General features: G+C 39.4%; 16 protein-coding genes. 11 read left to right on the top strand and 5 right to left on the bottom strand.

The window, feature by feature from the left end; all coding sequences use genetic code 11:
* Position 1 precedes the first annotated feature (1 nt).
* The 3 genes from ACKP2L_RS06045 (at position 2) to ACKP2L_RS06035 (ending at position 2848) form a co-directional block, all read left to right on the top strand.
* Complete coding sequence (locus ACKP2L_RS06045; RefSeq protein ID WP_439424968.1) at positions 2-802, top strand: putative hydro-lyase; 801 nt, start codon at positions 2-4, stop codon at positions 800-802.
* Between the two features lie 12 nt (positions 803-814).
* On the top strand, positions 815-1564 hold the full coding sequence (locus ACKP2L_RS06040; RefSeq protein ID WP_439424967.1) for a LamB/YcsF family protein: 750 nt from the start codon (positions 815-817) through the stop codon (positions 1562-1564).
* A 123-nt stretch (positions 1565-1687) separates the two neighbouring features.
* Positions 1688-2848, top strand: a complete 1161-nt coding sequence (locus ACKP2L_RS06035) for an NRAMP family divalent metal transporter (protein ID WP_439426214.1) — start codon at positions 1688-1690, stop codon at positions 2846-2848.
* Between the two features lie 48 nt (positions 2849-2896).
* On the opposite strand, the gene ACKP2L_RS06030 is transcribed toward ACKP2L_RS06035, so the two are convergent.
* Positions 2897-3073, bottom strand: coding sequence for a hypothetical protein (locus ACKP2L_RS06030; protein ID WP_439424966.1), 177 nt, complete (start codon positions 3071-3073; stop codon positions 2897-2899).
* 191 nt (positions 3074-3264) lie between these two features.
* Between ACKP2L_RS06030 and ACKP2L_RS06025 the strand changes: the two genes are divergently transcribed.
* On the top strand, positions 3265-4191 hold the full coding sequence (locus tag ACKP2L_RS06025) for an ROK family protein (RefSeq protein WP_439424965.1): 927 nt from the start codon (positions 3265-3267) through the stop codon (positions 4189-4191).
* A 6-nt stretch (positions 4192-4197) separates the two neighbouring features.
* Positions 4198-4449, top strand: coding sequence for a DUF1413 domain-containing protein (locus ACKP2L_RS06020; protein WP_439424964.1), 252 nt, complete (start codon positions 4198-4200; stop codon positions 4447-4449).
* Positions 4450-4562: 113 nt separating this feature from the next.
* On the opposite strand, the gene ACKP2L_RS06015 is transcribed toward ACKP2L_RS06020, so the two are convergent.
* Positions 4563-5675 carry an alpha/beta fold hydrolase gene (locus tag ACKP2L_RS06015; RefSeq protein WP_439424963.1) on the bottom strand — a complete coding sequence of 371 codons (1113 nt, stop codon included), beginning with the start codon at positions 5673-5675 and terminating at the stop codon, positions 4563-4565.
* Positions 5676-5816: 141 nt separating this feature from the next.
* On the opposite strand from ACKP2L_RS06015, the gene ACKP2L_RS06010 reads away from it, so the two are divergent.
* Positions 5817-6386 carry a TetR/AcrR family transcriptional regulator gene (locus tag ACKP2L_RS06010; protein ID WP_439424962.1) on the top strand — a complete coding sequence of 190 codons (570 nt, stop codon included), beginning with the start codon at positions 5817-5819 and terminating at the stop codon, positions 6384-6386.
* 95 nt (positions 6387-6481) lie between these two features.
* Here ACKP2L_RS06010 and ACKP2L_RS06005 read toward each other — a convergent pair whose 3' ends face one another.
* Positions 6482-7105: a sugar O-acetyltransferase gene (locus ACKP2L_RS06005; protein ID WP_439424961.1), complete on the bottom strand. Its 624-nt coding sequence runs from the start codon at positions 7103-7105 to the stop codon at positions 6482-6484.
* Between the two features lie 208 nt (positions 7106-7313).
* Here ACKP2L_RS06005 and ACKP2L_RS06000 point away from each other — a divergent pair, with 208 nt between their 5' ends.
* From ACKP2L_RS06000 to ACKP2L_RS05990, 3 genes are all read left to right on the top strand, one after another.
* Positions 7314-7694, top strand: a complete 381-nt coding sequence (locus ACKP2L_RS06000) for a DUF2255 family protein (RefSeq protein ID WP_439424960.1) — start codon at positions 7314-7316, stop codon at positions 7692-7694.
* A gap of 18 nt (positions 7695-7712) precedes the next feature.
* Positions 7713-8561 carry an oxidoreductase gene (locus ACKP2L_RS05995; protein ID WP_439424959.1) on the top strand — a complete coding sequence of 283 codons (849 nt, stop codon included), beginning with the start codon at positions 7713-7715 and terminating at the stop codon, positions 8559-8561.
* 133 nt (positions 8562-8694) lie between these two features.
* A complete protein-coding gene (locus tag ACKP2L_RS05990; protein WP_439424958.1) occupies positions 8695-9951 on the top strand; it encodes an MFS transporter in 1257 nt (418 codons plus the stop codon).
* On the opposite strand, the gene coaBC is transcribed toward ACKP2L_RS05990, so the two are convergent.
* Together coaBC and ACKP2L_RS05980 are read right to left on the bottom strand one after the other, a co-directional pair.
* The gene (gene coaBC, locus ACKP2L_RS05985; RefSeq protein ID WP_439424957.1) at positions 9952-11145 is read right to left on the bottom strand and encodes a bifunctional phosphopantothenoylcysteine decarboxylase/phosphopantothenate--cysteine ligase CoaBC; all 1194 of its coding nucleotides are present in this window, start codon (positions 11143-11145) and stop codon (positions 9952-9954) included. It lies immediately after the preceding gene.
* Between the two features lie 2 nt (positions 11146-11147).
* On the bottom strand, positions 11148-11861 hold the full coding sequence (locus ACKP2L_RS05980; RefSeq protein ID WP_439424956.1) for a type I pantothenate kinase: 714 nt from the start codon (positions 11859-11861) through the stop codon (positions 11148-11150).
* A 139-nt stretch (positions 11862-12000) separates the two neighbouring features.
* Here ACKP2L_RS05980 and ACKP2L_RS05975 point away from each other — a divergent pair, with 139 nt between their 5' ends.
* Positions 12001-12393: an iron-sulfur cluster biosynthesis family protein gene (locus ACKP2L_RS05975; protein ID WP_439424955.1), complete on the top strand. Its 393-nt coding sequence runs from the start codon at positions 12001-12003 to the stop codon at positions 12391-12393.
* A gap of 148 nt (positions 12394-12541) precedes the next feature.
* Entirely contained in the window at positions 12542-13681 is a 1140-nt protein-coding gene (locus ACKP2L_RS05970) for an MDR family MFS transporter (RefSeq protein ID WP_439424954.1), read from the top strand.
* Positions 13682-13733 lie beyond the last annotated feature (52 nt).

Genomic DNA, 13733 nt, shown 5'->3' with positions numbered 1-13733 from the left:
TATGACGGCAGTGGAAGATTTAAAAAAATTATCACCGGTAGAATTGCGCCGCCTGATCAGAAAAGGTCAATTTAACGGACAGACAAGCGGCTTAGCCCCAGGTTACACGCAAGCAAATCTAGTTATTTTACCCAAGAAATTAGCTTATGATTTTCTGCTTTTTACGCAAAGAAATCCTCGCCCTTGTCCGGTACTTGAAGTCAGCGATACCGGCAGCCGCAAATTAAAAGTTATGGCTAGCGATATCGACTTGGCAAATGACTTTCCTAAGTATCGTATTTATCGGCATGGTACTTTGGAAAAAGAAGTTACAAGTGTTGAAGATTATTGGGAAGACGACTTTGTTAGTTTTATCATTGGATGCAGTTTTTCTTTTGAAGCCGAACTAATAGCCGCTGGAATTGAAGTGAGAAATATTAGTGAAGGGGTTAATGTACCAATGTTTAATACTAATATCCCTTTGCAGGAGGCTGGACCTTTCCATGGAAATATGGTTGTCAGTATGAGACCGATTCCAGAAGAACAGGTGGTTAAAAGTGTTGAAGTTACCGCGGCTATGCCAAAGGTTCACGGAGCGCCGATCCAAATCGGTCATCCGGAAAAAATTGGAATTAAAGATATCTTTCGGCCGGACTATGGTGATTCTGTGACGATCAAAGAGGGTGAGATACCGGTATTTTGGCCCTGCGGGGTTACACCGCAAAATGTCATCATGCGGGTTAAACCAGATTTTGTAATCACGCACGCACCTGGCCATATGCTTATTACTGATGTCGTTAATACTAGTTTGAAATATTTGTAAAAGGAGTTTTAAATGTTATCGATTGATCTTAACAGTGATTTAGGAGAAAGTTTTGGCCGTTATACTTTAGGCAATGATGACCAAGTTATTAAGTTGGTTAGTTCGGTTAATCTCGCTTGTGGATTCCATGCTGCTGATCCCGATGTAATGGCGAAAACGGTTGCTATCGCTCAAGAGGACAACGCTGCCATTGGAGCACATCCTGGGTTTCCAGACCTGCAAGGATTCGGCCGCCGGACTTTAGCAATGGCACCGGATCAAATTAAAAATATGGTTATCTATCAAATAGGTGCCCTGCAGGCTTTTACGAGAAATAAAAAGCTTCATCACGTTAAAGCTCATGGCGCCTTATATAATTTAGCGGCCAAAGACTATCAAACTGCGCTTGCTATCTGCCAAGCAATCGCTTTTGTCGACAGCAGTCTGCCTATTTATGGTTTAGCAGGAAGCCAAATGATTGCAGCTGCCAAGAAGGTGGGGATTCCCTACGCTCAAGAAGTATTTGCCGATAGAAATTATCAAGCTGACGGAACTTTAGTACCTCGAAGCCAGGCAAATGCTGTTATTAGTGATCCGGAAATCATTTCCAAGAGAGCTATCTCGATGATTAAAAACCACCAAGTGACTGCTGTCGACGGATCAATCGTACATTTCGAAGTTGATTCAATTTGTGTCCACGGCGACAATCGAGCTGCCTTGGAAATAGTTAAATCATTACGCGTTAATTTGAAAAAAGCAGGAATACAGGTAAAAAGTTTTTAAATTTTTTTGAAGACAGAGGAATGTAAAATGGCTGAAAATAATAAAAAAGAAGTTGAAATAAATCAACCTCTGGCTAATGGCCCCGATAAAGTGCTTACGAAAAAAAGTGCCCGCAGTGTTGCGATGGGAGCTGCTTTTTTGATGGCAATGGCGGCTGTAGGACCAGGATTTTTAACACAAACGGCAACCTTTACCGGTCAAATGGGCGCTAATTTCGGCTTTGCCATCTTAATATGTATTATCGTTGACGTTATCGTCCAAATGAATATTTGGCGGATAATCGTTGTCAGCGGCAAAAGAGCCCAGGTGATTGCCAATGACGTTTTCCCAGGATTAGGGTATGTCCTTTCGTTTCTTGTTGCGATTGGCGGTTTGTTTTTTAATATTGGAAACATTGGCGGCGCCGGGCTTGGCTTGAATGTACTTTTTGGTATTTCTCCGGAAAACGGTGCTGTGATTGCAGCCTGTGCGGCAATTGCAATCTTCGTTGTTAAAAACGCTTTGAAAGTTATGGATAGAACCGTTCAGATATTGGCGGTGGTTAAAGTTGGTATTTTAGTTTATATTATGTCGATTATGGCTGTACCTTATCAATCAGCTGTAGTTCATACTTTTTTACCGAATCAGATTAATTTTTATTCGATCGTAACAATAGTCGGCGGCACTGTCGGCGGTTATATTTCCTTTTCCGGCGGACATCGTCTGCTTGAAGGAGGGCTAATCGGCAAAGATAAAATCCGTTACGTTAATGAAGGAGCTTTGACTGGGATCGGTATTGCTTCAATAATTCGTATTATGCTCTTTTTAGCTGGATTATCAGTTGTTGTTTTAGGCGACCGGCTTGATCCAAGCAATCCTGCGGCTTCGATTTTTCGCTATGCGGCTGGGAACTTCGGTTATCGTTTCTTTGGTTTGCTTTTGCTAGCAGCCGGAATGACTTCAACACTAGGATCTACTTTTACATCTACTTCGTTTTTAGATTATGCAGTTGGCAACAATGGCCAAAGCAGATTTAATAAATATCGCAATTGGATAATTGTTGCTTTTATAGTTATATCTACGGCAATTTTTTATTTTATCGGCAGTCCGGCACAAGTGCTGGTTATTGTCGGAACTATGAATGGTTTTATTTTGCCGATATCGTTAGCTATTTTGCTGCTTGCTTCTACGAGAAAAAAGATCGTCGGAGATTACCATCATCCCCGGATATTGATCTACTTAGGCTGGCTGGTCGTTTTGTTCATGGCCTATGCAAGTATCAATACTGTGATCGGACTTTTTTGATCAGTGATTTTAATGATTTGCGATCGATGATTCGGTCGTTTTTTTGTGCTAATTTTTTAAATGTTTGATCGCGTAAATACTGCCGATGATCATTAATAAAATTATCCACCAGACGTGTATCAAAAATATTACCAAGGCAGCCATCAACAAAAAAACAAAGATTTTACCAATCAATTTAGCAGTCATTATAAATAATGCGATCAGAATCAAAGATAACAAGATCATAATTTACTTCCTTTTGGTTTAATCATACCAGCTAAGAAATCCAGAATTTTTAAAAGGTTTTGATATAAAAAATAAAAATAATATTATAGAAAAAATTATTATATTGTAAAATTTTTGCACAAAAACACTTTTCATGAAAACGCTTTCCGTATATACTTAGATTGTTGATAATTTCAAAGGACAAAATTACTATGCAGAAAAAATATTTAGCGATCGATATTGGCGGAACGAAGATGAAGTTCGGCATACTCGATCAAACTGGGGAAATATTACATAAGGATTCGGTCATCACGCCGACAAAGGATTTCGATTCTTTTATAAGCAGCATAAAAGCTATTGTTAACCAATATAAAGATCAAGTATCAGGAATCGCTTTTAGCGTACCTGGGAAAATAGATCATAAAGATGATCGTATTTATGGCGGCGGGGCGATACCGTTTTTGGATAAAAAGTCCTTTCCAGATATTTTGAAAGATATCACCGACTTGCCGGTTACGGTAGAAAATGACGGTAAAGCAGCGGCTTTAGCTGAAGTTTGGCTGGGCAATCTGCACGGGGTCAAAAATGGTTTTTTGCTGACATTAGGAACTGGTGTCGGCGGCGGTATCGTCGTTGATCATAAGCTGCTTTATGGGGACCATTTTCAGGCCGGCGAACTTAGCTTTATGACTGATTGGCATCATTTCGACATGGACAATATGCTTGGTCGGAGTGCTTCGGCAGTAATGATGATCGAAGATATCGCTGATATTCTAAAATTAAAAGATCGTCACGACGGTTTGACTGTTTTTAAAGAAATAAATAGCGGCAACCCTGAAGCGCTTAAAATCTTCCATCGTTTTTGCCGTTATATCGCTGCTATGATCAACAATGTACAAACGGTTATCGATGGCAGCCGTGTTGTTATCGGCGGCGGGATCTCGGCTCAAGAAATCGTTATCAAAACGATCCAAGAAGAGTATGACCAGCTGCGAAAGGGTGTTACGATGCTGGACATTGTCTTGGCAAAACCGGAGATCAAGGCTGCCAAGTTCCGTAATGATGCAAATCTTTATGGCGCTCTTTATCGCATGCTGTCCGTTAACCATGAACTGGACTTAAAAAAAGTAGGCAGCTGATTTAAGATGACTGATGATAAGGTTCGAAGAATTTTAGCTGAAATTGAAGAGAAATTAATCGATTGGCCTGATAGCAGGTCTTTTTCTTTAGTAGATCTGCTTGGTGAAGAATTTTGGCAGCGGCTATATATTGGCGACAAAGTGAAGGCCGGCAATCTTTTTTTGCGCCGTGTCCGCCAAGGAACGTATGCTGGAGTTAAAGTTTTACCAGTCAAAGATAATTTTCATCGGACGCTTTATATAAAATCTCGACTGTAATTTTTTGATTATTTAACGGTTTTATCCAAAAGATCAGCTCATTATATGCCGGTCAAAATAAGCTCCCTGAAATCAGCATTGAAACCGATCCTAGGGAGCTTATTGTATTTATTTTATAAAAATTTTTTTATTTCATTAAAACCGAGCTCTCGTCTTCCTGCTTGACAGTGCTGATCGCCGCCCGAGGCTTTGTCGAACATAACGGTTTTGACAGAAGCAGCGTTCACCAATCCTTTGGCTATCTCGGATAAACGGCTGCTGGGAACATATTGATCATTTTGACCTGCTAATAGCAGGACATCCTGATTGATCAAAGGCATGATTGGTTCAAGATTATATTTTTGCAGCTCTTTCAATAAATCATAGGGCGTTTTTGTACCTGTATTTTCAAGACCTTTATTGATCTTCCAATTCAAATCGATACTTTGATCCATCATCATCTTGAATGTTTGATTAATGATATCTTTTTGACCGCTTGCCAGTAACTGCTCGATCTTGGTCATCTTATCGTAGGGCAGGCGAATTCTAAGGCTATCCATAAAACTATAAAAAATATCAAAAGCGACGACTTTATCCAATCTCTTTTCAAAAGCAGCAGCCCGCATGACTAAATATCCGCCAAGCGACATTCCGACTGCACTCGCTCTTTGAATATTGAAATAATCCAAGATCGTACTGATCGGCCGTTCCCAGCTATGGATCAAAGTAAGGCCGTTTTTAAGCGTACTGCCTTGTCCGGGGCCATCGAAAATATAAATATTGTAATCGATCCCTTTCATAAAATGAGCCATCTTGACCATTTCTTCCATGTAGGAATCGAAGCCGGCAAAGAAAAGCAGATTTTTTGTTGCCTTGGGATTTATTAATTTAACGACTGGTAAATAACTGTTTTCGTAAGGTACTTTGTATGATTCGTATTCAAAATCGTTGTAGCCTTTGTAGAAATTTGTCCTATATTTTTCATAAACAGTTTTATCTCTTGGATCGTTTGCGTTTAAGTAAAATTCGGCAGCTTGATAATAGGTAGAAGCGATCGCATATTTTTGTTCATTTTCTCGTTCCTGAGCCTTTTTTAGCCACGCTTCATACCAGGATTCAGTATCAGTCAATTTCGGTATGATCGTCTTGAGGTCGGCTTGGACGACTGGATCATTTTCGTATTCATCATTTATAAAGCGATTGATCTGTAAATTGAACTGTTCGTTTTCGACGTATCGTTTAAACATTTTTATCTCCTTGTTTGTTATTTCATCGTTAGATTAACAAGGACGAAGGTCTTAAACAACAAGCGATTCATGCTTTAAAGTAGCTTATCGAACCGATCGGCTTATAAAGTTTGTTATCCTACTTTATGGAGAAAGATGATCATGTCTAATGTTGATAAAAGAGTATTAAAAACAGACCGGCTCATCAAGAAAACTTTTGTCGATCTGCTGTCAAAGGAAGAAATATCCAAAATAACCATCAAGGAGATCTGCGATCAGGCAATGATAAGCAAATCCACTTTTTATGATCATTATGAGGATAAATATATTCTGCTTAAGAGGATCAGCGACGAATATGCACAAAAATTTCAAGTGCGGATCCATGAACGATTTAAATCTGTTAGCGAAAATAATACCTTTCAAGTTATAGGTCACATAACTAAAGAACTGTCTGTCTATAATCAGCAATTATCAGTGCTGCTGAGGGCAACTAAAGGGGAGGACAGTTTGGAAAACAAGATGAGAAGGATCTTGATCGAAGAATCTTTGACCTATTTTTCTTTTCATCCAACGAATAAAAATTTTTCAAAAATTTTTTTGGCAAAAATGTATGCGGAGTTAGCTCTTGCTTCAATTTCTTTTACTTTGATCAATCACCAAAATACCGATTTGCTTGACCAGCAGAATCGTTTTATTAATCTCCTGCAGGATGCTGTCAAAGAAAATGATTAAAATTCCTAAAGATATTAATGATAAAATTTCCTATAAAAAAACTCTCAATAACTGCTGTTGATCAAAACAGAAGCAAATTCTTGAGAGCGTTTTATTTATCGATGGAAAAGGACACCAGCTTCTAGTTTTTGCAAAAAAGCTTCTGGTGTTTTGTGATCTTTAAAGTAGTATTCACGATCTTTTTTGTTTATTTTTCTCGCAACTTGAGCCGGGTTGCCATATGCGACGACATTTTCAGGAATGTCTTTTGTGACAACGCTGCCAGCACCGATCACTGAATTTTTGCCGATCGTTACACCAGGCGTGACCGTAACATTAGCACCTAGCCAGACATTATCTTCGATCGTTACTGGAAATGCGTATTCGGCCCCGGTTTTTGTTCTTAATTCAGGATCGATGCTGTGGCCTCCGGTATAGATACCGGTGTAAGGGCCGATCAAAACATTGTCTCCGATCGTGATCGGAGCAGCATCAGCCATCGTTAAATTATTGTTGCCGAAGAAATTGTTTCCAATACTTATGTTGAAGCCGTAATCGACCTGCAACGGGATCTCGATGAAGCAATTTTCACCAACATCTCCCATCAATTCTTTAATAACTGCCGATCTTTTATCTAAATCTCGATATCTCAAATGATTATATTCAAATAATTTATCTCGAGCCTCCATGTTAAGTTCAAATAATTTATCATCCTGATGATAAAGTTGGCCATTGATCATATGCTTGAATTGCGAATCATTTTCTGAATTTTCGATAATTTTCTCCTTGTTTTTAAAATAATTACATACTTAATGTTAGAGGAATGGATAAATTAATGCAAATTAAATGAAAATTACATTTTTATTTTCATTACAATTTTAATATTTTACTTACTTTTTATTTGCAAGATCGGGCCATAAAAACTTAAAATTATAAGAGGAGGTAAAAATGGCAAAAAAATGGACTCAAGAACAGTTAGACGGCTTCGCTTCGGCTGATGACATGCATGTTTCTCCTTTTTATTCGGATGGAAAAACCTACGGGACACCAACTTGGATCTGGTCGGTCGTCGCTGATGGAAATTTGTATGTTCGTGCATACAATGGTAAAAATTCTCGTTGGTACAAATCAGCAGCTGTACAAAAAGCCGGTCGAATTCACTTAAACGGTCAAGATTATGAAGTTGAATTTCAGCCGGTCGAAAATACGCCAGAACTAGATAAGGCTGTCAGTGATGCCTATCGCAAAAAATATGCAAACAGCCCTTACTTAGCACCAATGATCACAAATGGGCCGATCCAGGCAACTGTAAGGATCGATCCAAAATAAGATAAGGAGAAGTTATATATGACAGAAAAAGTTTGGTTCGTTACCGGCACTTCGACTGGGTTCGGCAAAGCTCTTGCCAAAGAACTTTTAGCAGACGGCTATTCTTTAGTTGCGACTAGTCGTGATACAAGCAAGCTGGATGATCTAAAACCCAGTGATCCGGATAAATTATTGAAAGTCAAACTTGATGTTACCGACAAAGATCAAATAAAAAATGCAGTCGATCAGGCGATCAAAAAATTTGGCCGGATCGATGTTTTGGTCAACAATGCTGGCTATGGCTACTTTGGTTCGACTGAAGAGTCTGATCAAAAAGAAGTCCGCAAAATGTTTGATACTAATTTTTGGGGTGCTAATGATGTGACGCTAGCTGTACTGCCTTACATGCGTAAAGCTAGAAGCGGTCGTATTTTAACGGTCACTTCCTTCGGCGGTTTGGATGGATTTGCTCCATTTTCGTACTATAATGCCAGTAAATTTGCACTCGAAGGCTTGTTTAAAGCTCTGAGAAAACAAGTCGAACCCTTTAATATCCATGTTACCAACATTGAACCCGGCGCCTTTAGGACTGATTGGGCAGGGCGCAGCCATATTTCGGCTGAAGAAACGATCGATGATTACACACGAGTTCATCAAGAATCTCATTTTAATGAAGATCATTCCGGACAGCAGGATGGCGATCCGGCCTTGGCTGTCAAAGGTTTTATCAAAGTAGCTGAATTGGCAGATCCGCCGGTACATTATTTAGTCGGCAAAGATGCTTATCATGGCGCGGTCGATCTTTACCAGAAAACGCTTGATGAGTTTAAAAAATATAAAGAAGATAGCACTCACATGTCATTTGGCGACGATGATTACTGGAATTGATTTGGAAAACAGCTTGCAAGGGCTGTTTTTTATTAGACGAGAACTGACTTTGATGAGTATTTAGAGGATAATAGTCAGTAGCAAGTCGCTTTATCCGGTCATCATTAAAAAATTAGAGAATAAACGGTGGATTATGCCTCTTTCCTTGGAAAAGAAGAACAACTGGCGCTTTAACTTTTATTTGATTTTTATTGGACAGTTTATTTCCGGTCTTACGACCATGATCGTCCAATATGCTTTTATTTGGTATATAACTAATGTTTTAAAATCAGCTACCGCTTTATCGCTGGCTTCTTTGGTCATGTTTTTGCCTTGGATCTTTTTGGCACCTGTAGCTGGAGTAGTTATTGACCGTTTTTCACGGAAAGCGATCATGATCAGCATGGATCTTTTGGCTGCTTTGGTTGCTTTGATCATTTCTGTTAATATTGGCCGTTTCGCCGATGATGATTTGTTGGCGATACTTCTATTTGCTATTTTAGTCCGTTCGATCACCCAAGTTTTTCAACAACCGACCTTGAGTACGATCGTACCAGCGATCGTTCCAAAAGATCAGCTAACAAAGATCAACGGTCAGATCCAGACCTTGCAGTCATTGACGACCGTGATCGCACCCGGGATATCAGCTGTTCTCTTTGGTTTGATGCCGATTCAGTGGATAATACTGTTTGATCTGTTGGGAGCGGTTTTTGGCAGTTTGACCATCTTAGCTGCCTATGTTCCGCCGCCGAACGGAAAAGAAGAAAAAAATTCTTTTATTAGAAATTTTATGACTGGATTTTCTGATTTGGCAAAACACAAGGGGATTTTTCAGTATAGTATTTTGTCTTTGATCGCTATAACCCTGATAATGCCCAGCGCAAGTCTTTACCCCTTGATGACGACTCAGCATTTTGGCGGCACTATCGGTCAGGCGGGTATCGTTGAAACGACTTGGTCAGTTGGCAGCCTTTTGGGCGGCCTATTCATCAGCATTTGGGGTGCAGGAAAGAATCGATTTTTTTCTATTTTGTTCGGCATGCTATTATTAGGGACCACTTTTTTGCTTTTTGGATTTTTACCAGCCAACAGCATCGGTTTTTGGATTTTTGCGATCGTCAATATTTTATCCGGTTTTTCCCTCGCTTTTATGAATTCTCCCTTTATCGCGATCGTCCAAGAACAGATCAGCAGTCAAACGATGGGACGAGTAATGAGTGTCTTGACAGCTTTTACAAATATAGGTGCACCGATCGGATTGATATTTGCCGGTCCGTTGGCTGATGGTTTCGGTATCGAAAGATTATTTATATTAGCTGGAGCAGGGACGCTTTTACTCAGTTTTGCTGCTTTTGTTATGCCGGCGATCCGATTTATCGATAAAAAAAGAGTCGATTTTGATGGTCAATGATCAATCCAACTCTTTGGCTATTTCATCGATGATTTTGCGGGCAGCTGCTAATTTGCTCATAAGCGGCAGCTTCTTGACAGTTTTTTTGCTGATGATCGTCACTTGATTAGTATCAACTGAAAAACCAGCATCACTGCGGCTTACATCATTAGCGATGATCATATCGGCTTTTTTGCTTACTAATTTAGCTTTTGCATGATCGATGATTTTTTCCGTTTCGGCAGCAAAACCGGCAATGAATCGATTTTGTTTTTCTCGACCAGCCTGAGCAAGGATATCTGGATTCTGGACCAGATCAATGGTCAAACCGGCTGCTCCATTTTTCTTGATTTTTTGTGAGGAAAATTTTTCCGGTCTGAAATCAGAAATTGCCGCGGCGGAAATAAAGATGTCATTGTTTTTTAGCTCTTTTTTGACACTGTCAAACATTTCCAAAGCGCTTACTGCTTCTATTTGCTTGAGCGGGTAAGCTGTTTTTTTGCTTTTTGGCGAGATGATCGTTACTTCCGCTCCTGCTTCAGCGGCGGCTTGTGCGAGGTTATAGCCCATTTTTCCTGAAGAGCGGTTAGTCAAGTACCTTACTGGATCCAGTGCTTCTCTGGTTCCCCCGGCTGTTATCAATATTTTTTTGCCTTTTAAAGAACCTTTTTCTGCCAGCAAACGGACTTGAGCTTGCAATATGATGTCTTCAGGTTCCGGTAAACGGCCTTTGGCATCGTATCCTTCTGCCAAAAAACCAACAACTGGTTCTATGATCAGCCAACCGTCTTTTTTGAGCTGTTTTACATTTCGTTTGGTTGCTTGATTTTCCCACATCTGGTCATTCATGGCTGGAGCGGCGATTTTTCTTGCCGAGCTGGCCAAAAGGGTACTGCTGGCTGCATCATCGGCTAGACCATTGGCGGCCTTTGCCAAAAAATCGGCCGTTGCAGGAACGACGAATATATAATCGGCCCAGCGCGCCCATTTAACATGGAGGACTTGGCCATCGTTTTGGTCGAAGATGTCTTGTAGTACCGGGTATTTTGTCAGAGTTGAAAATGTTAGCGGTCCAACGAATTTTGCTCCGGCTGCTGTCAGCGAGACTCTTACCTGAGCTCCTTGCTCGATTAAATAACGTACAAGCACAGCTGCTTTGAAGGCAGCGATACTGCCGGTGACGATCACGATTATGTTTTTATTTTGATAGAACATCTTTATTTTTCCTTTTTAATGGTTTTTATGATTTTGTGGTCCTGGCCTTTGATGACTGTCAGATCAGCTTTGCCCTTGTAAGGCTCTATGTATGTTTCTAAATTTTTTAAATTTATTTTTTTCCAAGTATCGGTGATCATTTTTAAAATATCTTGGTCGCTCCAGTTGATAAATTGATGGTAATAGTTGTTCGGATCGTTCTTGCTTTGTAAAATGAATTGACGTTTTCGCTGATAAAACCATTGGAATATCAGGTCTTTGTCTGCATCCAAATATATCGCAAAGTCATATTCCGGCAAACGAAAGGCTGTTACTCCTTCGATCAACAAAATATCGCTATTCATTACAGTTTTATTTCTGCCTGCAACGATGTCGTTGATAGCCAAGGAATACTCTGGGATCATGATCGATTTTTGCCCAGATTTCAATCGATCGATATCGTCAGCTAGTTTTTTGAGATCAAAACTTTCGGGAAAACCTTTTTTATCAAATAGTGATCTTTTTTTTAATTCTCGGTTGGACATGATAAACGAGTCGACCGAAATGATTTGGCAGCTTACTTTTTTATCAGTTTTCTGGATCGATTCAGCCAGTTGAGTTGAAAAAGTAGATTTACCTACTGATACGGAGCCGGTGATGGCGATAACAAAAGGCCGTTTTTTGGTTGAAAGGCCGTTTTTATAAGCGCTCATTATCTCCTTGATGATTTCTTGCATTCCTTAATTATCCTATTAAAGTCTCTTTTTTAAAACCTTCGATCGATCTAGACCAAAGAAAAAAATAGCGGTATTGATTTGTTAACTTACTAAAAAGAACTAAAATTGATTTAAGAACAAGTAACAAGGAGGCAGTGAAATGAAGATCGATATTGCAAAAGAAGCAATTGATTTTTTAAAAAAGAAAGTTGATTTCAAAAATGATCTGCTTTTGGCTGTTGATGACGGATCTAATCGTTATTCTGATGTCGGCGGCAGCTGTACGATCGGTGATAAGTTTCAGATCGTATCGCTGGCACAGGATCATTCTGATTTTCCGATCACAGTTGAAAATGAGGCCGGTATTAAGTTATTTACTTCGGAAAATGAGAAATTTTTCCTTGGTAATGGTTTGAAATTATTGATATATAAAGGGCATCTAGCCTTGAAAGATGATAATGAGATGCTTGATGATAATATTTCGATCAATAATTATTCGTCGCACCATCTTACCGACGAGCAAAGAGAAAAGCTTGGCCTGACTGTTTGCTGAAATCGGGAAAAATTATTTGCGTCTTCGGACGCTTTTTTTATTGGTTTGATCTTGATTTTAGGCTAGAATTAAGTGTTTAAATGGAGGGGCTTTGAAAGAGATCAAATTATTTTGGCTTTGCGTAGGTGAATTTTTTAGCAGCTTGGGCATGAGTTTTATTTGGCCGCTTGCCAGCGTTTATTTGCACGATCGACTGGCGATACCCTTAAGTATTATCGGTATCGTTCTTTTGTTTAATTCGCTTGCCAGTGTTTTCGGCAGTTATTTGAGCGGTATCTTATACGATCGGAGCGATCCCTATCGGCTTTTGCTTGCCGGCATCATTTTTGCGATCGCGATTTTAACTCTATTAATTTTCTTCAATGGATGGATCGCTTTTTCAATACTGCTTTTTTGTATCGGTATTGCTTCCGGATGGAATTTGACTTTGGTCAATTCGATCGCCACAAGTATTCATAGTAAAGACGGCCGCCAGGTTTTTATGAATATTTACTTCGCACAAAATCTTGGTGTCGTCGCTGGAACTTCGATCGTTGGTTTTTTGTACTCTATTTCTGTTGATTTATTGTTTTTAACAGCTGCGGCCTTGTACATATGTTTCTTTTTTGTCGTGCTGTTAAAATTTAAGATCATAAAATATAAGCCTGGCAGAAAAATTGAGAACAGAACGGGAGATGAGCTCATTGAACAAAGTTCTCCAACAGCAAATAGAGCCCTTTTAGTTATATTTTTTATCTCTTTAGTTATTATATGGATCATGTATCAACAGTGGGTATCAAATCTATCCGTTTATATGACCGGCCTGCATATTTCATTGCAGGATTATAGTTTTTTGTGGACGATGAATGCCGCTTTGATAGTTTGTATCCAAATGATATTGAGCTGGTTCAATAACAATTTTGGTAATAGGATATCTGCCTATTTTCAAGTAGAAGCGGGCCTGCTGATGTTTACTATGTCTTTTGTTGCTTTATTTTTTGCCCGCCAATACTTAGGTTTTGTTATAGCGATGGTCTTTTTGACATTTGGGGAATCTTTAGCTATTCCGACGATCCCCTCTGTGGTAAATTCTTTGACACCTGAAGCTTATAAGGGCCGCAATCAAGGTTTCGTTAACAGCTGTTCATCTTTAGGCAGGGCGATCGGTCCTTTATTCGGCGGTTTGATCATCGATACCAGCTCTTATTTCTCTCTCTTTTTGATCGCTTCATTATCGTTTTTGCTGGTTTTGCTCGTTGTCGGTTTTGTATGGCAATTGAGCAAAAAAAGATTGACTAATTTTAGGTAAGCACTTTCTTTGCTAGAATTTAGGCGTAGCATCGTCATCGAAGTTTCGAAAG

This window comes from Oenococcus alcoholitolerans (assembly GCF_051852995.1).
In the GTDB taxonomy this organism is placed as follows: Bacteria; Bacillota; Bacilli; order Lactobacillales; family Lactobacillaceae; genus Oenococcus; species Oenococcus alcoholitolerans.
Note: the sequence above shows the minus strand (reverse complement) of the source record. Positions and strands in the feature narration are given on the sequence as shown.

Excerpts from the sequence above, each read along its gene's own strand:
- ACKP2L_RS05980 (WP_439424956.1), bottom strand. The coding sequence starts at position 11,861 with ATGCAAGAAATCATCAAGGAGATAATGAGCGCTTATAAAAACGGCCTT.
- ACKP2L_RS05975 (WP_439424955.1), top strand. The coding sequence starts at position 12,001 with ATGAAGATCGATATTGCAAAAGAAGCAATTGATTTTTTAAAAAAGAAA.
- ACKP2L_RS06005 (WP_439424961.1), bottom strand. The coding sequence starts at position 7,105 with ATGATCAATGGCCAACTTTATCATCAGGATGATAAATTATTTGAACTT.
- ACKP2L_RS06020 (WP_439424964.1), top strand. The coding sequence starts at position 4,198 with ATGACTGATGATAAGGTTCGAAGAATTTTAGCTGAAATTGAAGAGAAA.
- ACKP2L_RS05995 (WP_439424959.1), top strand. The coding sequence starts at position 7,713 with ATGACAGAAAAAGTTTGGTTCGTTACCGGCACTTCGACTGGGTTCGGC.
- ACKP2L_RS06015 (WP_439424963.1), bottom strand. The coding sequence starts at position 5,675 with ATGTTTAAACGATACGTCGAAAACGAACAGTTCAATTTACAGATCAAT.
- ACKP2L_RS06025 (WP_439424965.1), top strand. The coding sequence starts at position 3,265 with ATGCAGAAAAAATATTTAGCGATCGATATTGGCGGAACGAAGATGAAG.
- ACKP2L_RS06010 (WP_439424962.1), top strand. The coding sequence starts at position 5,817 with ATGTCTAATGTTGATAAAAGAGTATTAAAAACAGACCGGCTCATCAAG.
- ACKP2L_RS06030 (WP_439424966.1), bottom strand. The coding sequence starts at position 3,073 with ATGATCTTGTTATCTTTGATTCTGATCGCATTATTTATAATGACTGCT.
- ACKP2L_RS06000 (WP_439424960.1), top strand. The coding sequence starts at position 7,314 with ATGGCAAAAAAATGGACTCAAGAACAGTTAGACGGCTTCGCTTCGGCT.
- ACKP2L_RS05990 (WP_439424958.1), top strand. The coding sequence starts at position 8,695 with ATGCCTCTTTCCTTGGAAAAGAAGAACAACTGGCGCTTTAACTTTTAT.
- ACKP2L_RS06035 (WP_439426214.1), top strand. The coding sequence starts at position 1,688 with ATGGGAGCTGCTTTTTTGATGGCAATGGCGGCTGTAGGACCAGGATTT.
- coaBC (WP_439424957.1), bottom strand. The coding sequence starts at position 11,145 with ATGTTCTATCAAAATAAAAACATAATCGTGATCGTCACCGGCAGTATC.
- ACKP2L_RS06045 (WP_439424968.1), top strand. The coding sequence starts at position 2 with ATGACGGCAGTGGAAGATTTAAAAAAATTATCACCGGTAGAATTGCGC.
- ACKP2L_RS06040 (WP_439424967.1), top strand. The coding sequence starts at position 815 with ATGTTATCGATTGATCTTAACAGTGATTTAGGAGAAAGTTTTGGCCGT.
- ACKP2L_RS05970 (WP_439424954.1), top strand. The coding sequence starts at position 12,542 with ATGAGTTTTATTTGGCCGCTTGCCAGCGTTTATTTGCACGATCGACTG.